Below are 8480 nucleotides of genomic sequence, written 5' to 3' on the forward strand. Positions count from 1 at the left end.
CCCGAGGAACTATCTATGTGCATTAAAGCCGGGTAAAGGCGAATAAATAATTCAATAACACCTTCACCAGCCAGTGCCGAATCTTTTTTAGCTACTTTCTTTATTTCAGAAACAGCTTCTTTCATTCGCTTTGAAGCCTTTGCCGTGCCGTTTGTGGGGGCGGATGTCAACCTGACCGGTTTGGGGTTTTACACCGATGAACCGGATTTGTTTTTGCCGAAACAGCCGTTGAGTTTACGGGTGAAAAATCTGCAGACCGACGAAGTCTATTGTCTGGAGGGCGTTGAAGTGATCCATCTGCGCGATGATGACAAGGGCGCTTATGTATGCGGCTGCCATATTACCCAAGTCACCAGCAGTCAGTTACTGGCACATCATCGTCTGGTGATGACGGACGAAGAAACCGCGCTGGTATCCATGCAGACATCACAGTTATCCGAGTTTAATTTTGTCGAAGACGGTTCGCCTTTATCCACCGATCGATCCGATTTTCAGGAAGCCAGCATGGCTTTGAATCTGGCGGTCACGCAATCCGAACGTAACCAGAAAGAAGTGGAACGCTTTCTGCAAGGAGTGGAAACGGTGTTTGGCAGCGCCTTGTCCGCCGAGCTGAAACTGCAAGACTTAAAAGAAGAGTTTCTGGATTTTAAAACCTATCTTCACAAAATGAATGAAAGTGCGTTAGCGTTTGCCACTCTGGCCAAACTGTTGGCGCATACCCCAGACGGAACGCAGGACAAACTGGCTTGGAAAACGCTGATTTCCGATTTTGAGAACCGATTTTTAACTCAAGAACAGCAGGTGGCCTATGATTTTATGCATCAAGGGATGGATGCGGATGAAGCTTTGAAGGTGGCGCGAGAGTATCTGCGTTCCTGATAAACGCATCAGCCTTAATGGGGGAACCCACCCCGTTATTCCTAACCCCTAAGCAGAAGGAAGCAAGATGTTAACCTCTAAGAAATGGAATCCAAGTTGGGCAAGCGCCCTGTCACTGTTAGTCATGTTGGGCACACCGGCCTGGGCCGAAGAGCCGGAGGTGGAAATCAATCCGGTCGATGAGTCGGCGGCCAACCCCTGGCGACCCAAGGTCACTCTCGAGTTGGGCCGGCTGAACGAAGCGGGCATTAAAGATTATGACGGTGGGGTGTCCGATCGTTATTACGATGCTTTGATTGAAAACGGCTATGGCTATCTGGGTTATACCCAATGGAATCTGGATTGGCATGACGTGTCCGATCTGCCGTTTGGTGATGGTGATTCTCAGCCAATTAAAGGGTTGCAGGGCGTGCGGCTGGGCGGAAAATTCAATCACCGTTTTAATGACAAAACGATGCTTTTAAGCAGTTTAGGGGTGTCTTCCAAGTATGAAGCGCAGACGGATGACTCCTACAGCGTGAATCTGCGTGCCTTGATCGCTTATCGCTTGCAGAAAGATATTTCCGTGCTTGGTGGGGTGATCTACAACTACCATCCGGTACGCAGCCGTATTTATCCGGCCATCGGTCTGGGGTATCGAGCGCGGGCGGAAGACGGAATCTCAGCCGTGTTGGGCTTTCCAAGAGCCTTTGTTGCCTATGGTTTTGCGCAAAACTGGAAAATCAGCAGCGGGATTTCCTATCGACAGTTTATGGCGCGGCTGGCCAAGGATAACTCGGTGGAAGCAGGGGGTTATGTCGAATTGCAAACCTGGAAAGCCGACGTGATGCTGTCTTACGACCTGACGCGCGACTGGCAATTGGATGTGATGGCCAATTACTCAGCCGATTACCGCTTCACCTTCTATAATGAAGACGGAAATCGGCAGAATCAATACCAGCTGGAACCCAGCTGGGGCGGCGGCTTGCGCATGGAATATCAGTTTTAGCCATTTTAACGCTTTCAGCGAATCATTCCGCCACCAGTTGTTCGGCGCGGTAGTGACCTTGGGCAGCGCCCAGCCGTTCACTCAAAAATGGCAGGCCTTCTTTGAGCGTTTCCATCAGTTTCCAAGGTGGCTGAATGACAATCATGCCGCTGGCGGTCATGCCTTTATCACCGTCTTTGGCGATGCCTAACTCAAACAATTGAATATTGCGGAGGCCGCTGTCGATAAAGGCTTTTTCCATTTCGCGGACGCGATAACGCTCCACCACCGGATACCATAAGGCATAGGTACCGTTGGCAAACTTTTTGTGCGCTTGAATCAAGGTTTCCACCGCTTTAGCATAATCGGTTTTGACTTCATAGGGCGGGTCCATCAAAACATAACCGCGTTTCTCCTTGGGTGGCAGTTGGCTGAGGCAAGCTTGAAAACCGTCTTTTGGGTAAACGTGAATCCGTTTATCTCCGGCGAAATTTTGCCGCAAAATCTGGCTTTCATTTGGGTGTAAATCGAAAAAATCCAGTCGGTCCTGGGCGCGAAGCAGGTGTTGCGCAAACCAGGGCGAACCCGGGTAGGTTTGCAGTTCGGCTTGTGGATTGAATGACTGCACTGTCTCCAGATACGCTTTGACCAGGCCTGGGCAATTGTCTAATTCACTGAGTAGGGGCCAAAGGCGGCCAATGCCGTTTTCGTATTCACGGTTTTTCTGCGCTTCCTTGTCGAATAGACGAAAGGCGCCCGCGCCGGAATGGGTATCCAGGTAATAAATGGGTTTGGGCTTGAGGGTCAGATACTGGAGAATTTGAATCGTCACACTGTGCTTGAGCACATCGGCGAAATTACCGGCGTGGAAGGAATGGCGATAACTGAGCATGGTTTGGTTGCCCTTTTTCGAGGCCGACGGCGTCAGCGGTTGTGTTTGGTTTTCTTTTGTTTACGGGCATCGAGGCGGGCTTGTTTTTTCGCCGCTTTTTGTTCGCGCTGGAGGTCAACCTGTTGCAACTCTTGTTCCATCATCTCTGGGGTTTCAAAGGTCAAGGCTCCGAGTTGGCCGTCACGGATTTCGGTAATCAAAATACGGGAAATTTTATCCAAATTCACTTGCCCGCCGCTGACCAAACAGCCACGGTCTCGTCCGACGGTCTCCAGAAAAGCGACATCGGGGAAGGGGTCGTGCAGTGGCAGTTCGTCAAGCTGATAGCGTTCTTTCAGGCGTTCTGGGTAGTGTGCCATTAAGTATTCGGCGGCGTAACTGGCGATGTCGGGCAATTCGAAAGCGGTTTCTTTGATGCCGCCGGTAATCGCCAAACGATAACCGGAGTGTTCGTTTTCGATATTCGGCCACAACATGCCGGGGGAATCGAACAGGGTGATGCCGTCTTCTAGTTTAATGCGCTGCAGCATTTTGGTCACGGCCGGTTCGTTGCCGGTTTTGGCAATTGGGCGGCTGGCCAGGGTATTGATTAAGGTGGATTTGCCAACATTGGGAATGCCGAGAATCAACGCATGCACGACTTTAACGGAATCGTCATCGCGTGGAAACAGCTTGTTGATAAGGCCGAGCACCTGCGCTTTACGGTCGGGCTGCTGGGCGCTCAAAGCCAATGTTTTAATGTTTTTATGCTGTTCGAAATACGCCTGCCAGGCCTTGGTTTTTTCGCCATCCGCCAGGTCGGATTTGTTGAATATTTTGAGGGTCGGTTTGTCGCCGCGCAGTTGGGCGATCATCGGGTTTTCGCTGCTAAAGGGAATGCGGGCATCCAATACTTCGATGATTAAATCCACCTGCGGCAGGATTTCGCGCACTTCTTTTTGCGCCTTGTGCATGTGCCCTGGGTACCACTGAATTTGCATAGTTGTGTTGCAGCCTAAAAAGGGTGAGTCGGCAAAGCCGAAATAAGGCCGTGATACAAAATAACCAGGCCTGGTGAAATGGGCGTGTTCAAATTCACCGATCAGCGACGACCGAAAACACGCATTAGAAACCGCACCAGTAAAACGATGCCCGCCACCAGCCAGAGATAAACAAACCAGCGGATAAACTCATACAGCGCGGTCATCTGGTCGGCCAAATGCGCCATGCCGTCCACCGTCAATTGCCCATTTTCCGACGTGCCCAGCGCAAAGAGGGCGGCGATCATAATCACGGCGGCTAGGCCGCTGCCGAGGTAGAGAAAAATTTTTTGCCAGATGTCCATGGATGGTGGCTCCTGTGATAATTCAAATGAACAAAACATTTTACCAGAAAGCGGCTAAAGGTGAGTAAGGGAAGGTGCGAGATGACCCAGAACGGCAGGCATAAAAAAAGCAGACCGAAGTCTGCTTTTTCATCGTGCGAATTGTCGGCCATCAGGCCAGAAAATTACAGGGCAACGATGTTTTCAGCTTGTGGGCCTTTGGCACCTTGAGTCACAGTGAACTCAACTTTTTGACCTTCAGCCAGCGTTTTGAAGCCTGAACCGCTGATGGCGCTGAAGTGAGCAAAGACGTCTGGGCCAGATTCCTGTTCAATAAAACCAAAACCTTTTGTTTCGTTGAACCATTTAACGGTACCGGTAGTTGTATTAGACATAATTTTAAATCCTATAAAAATTTATAAAAAAGAGTGCCTTGCGGCGTAAACATCAGAAAAATAAACTGTTACTTATATGGTACTAGACGGATAACGGAGAATTACGAATAAAACAACGAAGTCGTACAGATAAACATGAACAGGCAGAATTTCTTTCTAAGTGGGTCTATTAGACGTGAATCCTGGCGGTAAGTCAACTGGTTTCGAGTTTATTTTCAATAAAGGCCATTTTAAGGCCGGTGTAAAGCAAGGCCAGCCCGGCCGCTAAATTGATAAAACGCACTGAACCGCTCCGAATCGTGCGTTTGGCCATGTGCGCCCCAAGATAGCTGTAGCCACCGTAAACCAAGGTGTCGGCCACAACAAAGGTCAGACCGATTACCAGCAGTTGCGGGAATAAAGGCGCACTCGGGTCAATGAATTGCGGCAGCAAAGCGGTGAAGTAGACCAACGCTTTGGGGTTGGCCAGCTGGATAACCAACCCTTGGCTAAAGAGCTTAGCGGTGTGGCAGTCGGTTTTTTGCGGGCGGAACTGAAGGCTTGACGCCTTGCTGAACAGCACCGTCAACCCTAGGTAAACCAAAAATGCGACCCCTAACCACTTGATAATGGCGAACATCAGGCTGGAGGCGACAATCAACGCGGAGATGCCCATTGCAGACAGGGCAAAGAAGATTAAGTCCGCCGAGGCAATCCCGAGCACGCCGAAAATCGCCTTTTTGGATTGCAGCGAAGCGCCTTGTGATGCGGCGGTCATGGCCGAAGGGCCGGGCACCAGAATCAATAAAAAGGTGGTGATGAAAAACATCCAGTAATGTTCAATATCCATTTTTCGCTGTCCGTATTCAGTTGCTTTTCTGCAGGTATTCTTCGAGTGCTGCAAAGGTGAGAATGGATTCGTGTAGATCCAAATGTTTTACGCTCAGCGTCACTCCGGTGGTGTTGCTGTCGCGCTGTTTGGCGGTTTGTTGAGCATTGAACCGGCCGACTGTGAGAATAACCAACGTCCAGATCAGTGCGACAACCCAAGCGCCGAACGGCAGCAAGCGGTGGGTGGTTGCTAGCCCGATGACGACTGTTGCTGTCGTTTGATTTTGTACATGGCGGCATCGGCATACTGTATCAGAGCGTCCACCGATTCCGCATCTTGCGGGTAGTGGGCGATGCCGATGGATGCGCCGATTTTAACGGTGTGTCCGTCGATTTCATAAGGTTCCGAGAGGGCGTGAGTGACTTTTTCGGCGATTTTAGCGGCATCTTCAAGGTGTCTTAGGTCGCGAATAATCAACAAAAACTCATCGCCGCCGAGCCGTCCGGCGACATCGCTTTCGCGTACATTGTGTTCCAGTCGTTCCGCCACCTTCTTCAGCAATCGGTCGCCGAAGGCGTGTCCGAGGGTGTCATTGACGGGCTTGAAATGATCCAGATCGAGAAACATAACGGTAAAGGTGGAATCTTCAAGATTGTCGGAATCAATCATTTCATACAGGTGGGACATCAGGGCATTGCGGTTAGGTAGGCCGGTCAGGCTGTCGTTATGGGCCAGGCGTTTAATCCGGTTTTCGGCGGCTTTACGTTCACTGATGTCGTTGCAGATGTGAATATAGTAGAGTAGCTTGCCCTGAGGATCGCGCACCGCCGAGGTGCTTTGAAATGCCGGTACCATTTTCGGCGAATGCTGATGTGCTTGGTGACCAGTGGCTTTCGAGTGGGGCTGAGCCTCAGAATCGAAAGGGCTGGACAGGGTTTTGGTGTACCAAACTTCGCCTTGCCAGGCACTGTCTTGTTGAATGGCGGTTTCAAACTGCTTGACGAGATTGGCTCCCAGACGGTTTTCAGCCACAAACTGCATCAGGTAAGTGCCTTCGGCGTGTTCCGGCGTTGTGCCCGTCAGAGCCTGGAATCCTTTGTTGGCGCGCACAATGCGTTGTTTCGCGTCGGTAATTACGATGGCCTCTTGAGTGTGGTCAAACACACTGGCGGCCAGCTTCAGTTCCAAGGCTTTTGCTTCGATGTCCCGCGTTTGATCATAAAGTTGCAGCATCACAGGATGCACGGCACGATGCACAATCAAGAGGGTGAGGAACAGCATCAGCACCACACTGATCAGCGCCCAAGCCAAATCGTTATAAGCGGTTTGATAAAGGATGTCACTGGGCACTTCCACCAGCAGCCCCCAGTTGTGCAACGATAACGGCACGTAGAAGGCCACCTGTTTCGTAGCGTCTTGCGTCCATTCCTGAACCTGCGGTTGTTGCAGATTAAGCGGTTGCAACACGGTTGTGGCCTTTGCACTCAGCGGCTGACGCATCAGAAACTGGCCTTGCGGGTCGGGCGCGATGATTTGTTTGGCCGCGACATTCACCAAACGCAGTGACACACCTTCTTCAAAGGTGTCGGTTTGCCCAAGCTGCGAGAGCAGATGGCGTCCGTCAAACAGCAAGATGTCGTGGCCGATCACCGTTTGTTCGGTGTTCAAAATCGGTGCGACGGATTCCACCCAGACGGCTTGGGTGCCCGGCGTATTGACAAACGCCAGGCCGGTGGTTTGCGGGAAGCGATTCAACGGTGGAAGGTCGTAATCGGAGCGGTTCAAGCTGACCAAAGCCTCGCCTTGCGCCGTCATTCGAATCATGACGTCCAGGTCACGGATTTTTTTCATAGGTTCCAAAAGCCGAGGCTGGCTGTAGGCTTGGGTGTCCTTAAAGGTCATTCTGCCGTTGAGGTAGGCTTCCAGTCGCTTTCGGATTTCGGTACGGCTGGTGAACTGATTGGCCAGTGATTGGTAGCGTGCCAGCTGATTGTTGATGGCCGCAGCCTGTGCTTTGGCGGAGGTAAGATACACCTGCTCGATTTGTTGTTTGGCGGAATGAAAAAACGGAATCGTAAGGCTGAGGGTGACCAGCAGAGCCGTGGCCAACAGGCTCGCGATAATCGCAATCTGAATGCGTCGTTGATGACGTGATAAGGTCGAAGTGTAACGCGCGGTCGTTTGATTGTCGTGCTCTAGGCCGAACGACTTACTCATGCATGACCTTCTGAGTCAGTAAAATCGTGCCGTGCGATGATGGTAAGTTGATCATAACCCCCACTTAAAATACATCCTGTAAAATGTGCAGTATCTGAAAATACGATGAATGCTTGAAAATAATGCTTATTAAAGCATAGTCTTACACACCAAGTAAACCGCAAGACAGAGTGTATCATCAATCAATGATGGGTTTGGGCGGGGCTGTGTGGAGCAAAAATCAAAAATAAAAGTGTCAGAAAATAAAAGTGTCAAAAATAAAAGTGTCAGAGTAAAATTAAATCTACTTTTTTCGCCAACCTGTATGCCTACCTCTTGCCTTAGCATGAACCCGACGATTCGTTAGCGTTTCAATTTCTAATTTAAACCGCTCACTACCAATGGCTAAGCTTTTATTTGTCATTTGTCTAATTTCTTCAATCAAGGGCTCTTCAAGTAATTCTTGAAATAAACTACGATAGTTAGCCTGACGAATTTTTGCAGAATTCCCTAAAGCCAAGTATTGCGGATGCGGCGTACATAAATCAGACTCTTTACCCAGGGCATTGACCGGATAGCTTGACCAAGAATATTGATCCGGCGCCTCAACCATTCCAGCTCGAACAGGGTTCAACTCGATATAACGGTATAACTCAAAAAAATAGGTTTCCTCATCCACAATACAGGAACGGTAACGTCCTTCCCAAAGCGTTCCGGTACGTTCATACTTTTTATTAAAATAGTGAACATATTGACGCCCAAGAGTCTGCATCATTTTGCTAATGGCATTGTTTTCAGAAAGACAAGTACACAATAAATGCACATGATTGGTCATAAAACACCAAGCGTGAACTGCAACCCCAAACCTTTCGGAATAGGTTTTTAACCAACTGGCAAATACCTTAAAATCCGACTCATCGGCAAAAATCACTTGTCGATTATTACCGCGTTGAATCACATGGACAGGTACACCTACTGGCGTTATTCTCTCAAGTCTTGGCATGCATCCTCACAAACCTAATAGCCACAATTGTATT

General features: G+C 49.7%; 10 protein-coding genes. 3 read left to right on the forward strand and 7 right to left on the reverse strand.

Annotation, left to right across the window (positions count from 1 at the left end):
• Positions 1-144: 144 nt before the first annotated feature.
• A complete protein-coding gene (locus ACP5D0_RS02705; protein ID WP_472364026.1) occupies positions 145-879 on the forward strand; it encodes a PilZ domain-containing protein in 735 nt (244 codons plus the stop codon).
• Between the two features lie 67 nt (positions 880-946).
• The gene (locus ACP5D0_RS02710) at positions 947-1867 is read left to right on the forward strand and encodes a hypothetical protein (protein ID WP_472364027.1); all 921 of its coding nucleotides are present in this window, start codon (positions 947-949) and stop codon (positions 1865-1867) included.
• A 22-nt stretch (positions 1868-1889) separates the two neighbouring features.
• Here the strand turns inward: ACP5D0_RS02710 and ACP5D0_RS02715 are convergent, their stop codons facing one another.
• The 5 genes from ACP5D0_RS02715 to ACP5D0_RS02735 all read right to left on the reverse strand — a co-directional run bounded on the left by ACP5D0_RS02715 (position 1890) and on the right by ACP5D0_RS02735 (position 5265).
• Entirely contained in the window at positions 1890-2738 is an 849-nt protein-coding gene (locus tag ACP5D0_RS02715) for a 23S rRNA (adenine(2030)-N(6))-methyltransferase RlmJ (protein WP_472364028.1), read from the reverse strand.
• Positions 2739-2770: 32 nt separating this feature from the next.
• Positions 2771-3718 carry a ribosome biogenesis GTPase YlqF gene (gene ylqF / locus ACP5D0_RS02720; protein ID WP_472364029.1) on the reverse strand — a complete coding sequence of 316 codons (948 nt, stop codon included), beginning with the start codon at positions 3716-3718 and terminating at the stop codon, positions 2771-2773.
• Between the two features lie 101 nt (positions 3719-3819).
• Entirely contained in the window at positions 3820-4062 is a 243-nt protein-coding gene (locus ACP5D0_RS02725) for a hypothetical protein (RefSeq protein ID WP_472364030.1), read from the reverse strand.
• Positions 4063-4226: 164 nt separating this feature from the next.
• Positions 4227-4436: a cold-shock protein gene (locus tag ACP5D0_RS02730; RefSeq protein WP_472364031.1), complete on the reverse strand. Its 210-nt coding sequence runs from the start codon at positions 4434-4436 to the stop codon at positions 4227-4229.
• Positions 4437-4629: 193 nt separating this feature from the next.
• Entirely contained in the window at positions 4630-5265 is a 636-nt protein-coding gene (locus tag ACP5D0_RS02735; RefSeq protein WP_472364032.1) for a LysE family translocator, read from the reverse strand.
• Between the two features lie 82 nt (positions 5266-5347).
• On the opposite strand from ACP5D0_RS02735, the gene ACP5D0_RS02740 reads away from it, so the two are divergent.
• Positions 5348-5500, forward strand: a complete 153-nt coding sequence (locus ACP5D0_RS02740) for a hypothetical protein (RefSeq protein ID WP_472364033.1) — start codon at positions 5348-5350, stop codon at positions 5498-5500.
• Here ACP5D0_RS02740 and ACP5D0_RS02745 read toward each other — a convergent pair.
• Both ACP5D0_RS02745 and ACP5D0_RS02750 read right to left on the reverse strand, forming a co-directional pair.
• On the reverse strand, positions 5497-7464 hold the full coding sequence (locus ACP5D0_RS02745; RefSeq protein WP_472364034.1) for a diguanylate cyclase domain-containing protein: 1968 nt from the start codon (positions 7462-7464) through the stop codon (positions 5497-5499). The two genes, ACP5D0_RS02740 and ACP5D0_RS02745, sit on opposite strands and share 4 nt — an antisense overlap.
• A 283-nt stretch (positions 7465-7747) precedes the next feature.
• Positions 7748-8446: a transposase gene (locus ACP5D0_RS02750; protein WP_472364035.1), complete on the reverse strand. Its 699-nt coding sequence runs from the start codon at positions 8444-8446 to the stop codon at positions 7748-7750.
• Positions 8447-8480 lie beyond the last annotated feature (34 nt).

Source organism: Hydrogenovibrio sp., from assembly GCF_049975065.1.
GTDB lineage: Bacteria > Pseudomonadota > Gammaproteobacteria > Thiomicrospirales > Thiomicrospiraceae > Hydrogenovibrio.

What these genes read in the sequence shown, in the direction of transcription:
- ACP5D0_RS02710 (WP_472364027.1), top strand. Translation starts at nt 947, where the DNA reads ATGTTAACCTCTAAGAAATGGAATCCAAGTTGGGCAAGCGCCCTGTCA.
- ACP5D0_RS02715 (WP_472364028.1), bottom strand. Translation starts at nt 2,738, where the DNA reads ATGCTCAGTTATCGCCATTCCTTCCACGCCGGTAATTTCGCCGATGTG.
- ylqF (WP_472364029.1), bottom strand. Translation starts at nt 3,718, where the DNA reads ATGCAAATTCAGTGGTACCCAGGGCACATGCACAAGGCGCAAAAAGAA.
- ACP5D0_RS02725 (WP_472364030.1), bottom strand. Translation starts at nt 4,062, where the DNA reads ATGGACATCTGGCAAAAAATTTTTCTCTACCTCGGCAGCGGCCTAGCC.
- ACP5D0_RS02730 (WP_472364031.1), bottom strand. Translation starts at nt 4,436, where the DNA reads ATGTCTAATACAACTACCGGTACCGTTAAATGGTTCAACGAAACAAAA.
- ACP5D0_RS02735 (WP_472364032.1), bottom strand. Translation starts at nt 5,265, where the DNA reads ATGGATATTGAACATTACTGGATGTTTTTCATCACCACCTTTTTATTG.
- ACP5D0_RS02740 (WP_472364033.1), top strand. Translation starts at nt 5,348, where the DNA reads ATGTTTTACGCTCAGCGTCACTCCGGTGGTGTTGCTGTCGCGCTGTTT.
- ACP5D0_RS02745 (WP_472364034.1), bottom strand. Translation starts at nt 7,464, where the DNA reads ATGAGTAAGTCGTTCGGCCTAGAGCACGACAATCAAACGACCGCGCGT.
- ACP5D0_RS02750 (WP_472364035.1), bottom strand. Translation starts at nt 8,446, where the DNA reads ATGCCAAGACTTGAGAGAATAACGCCAGTAGGTGTACCTGTCCATGTG.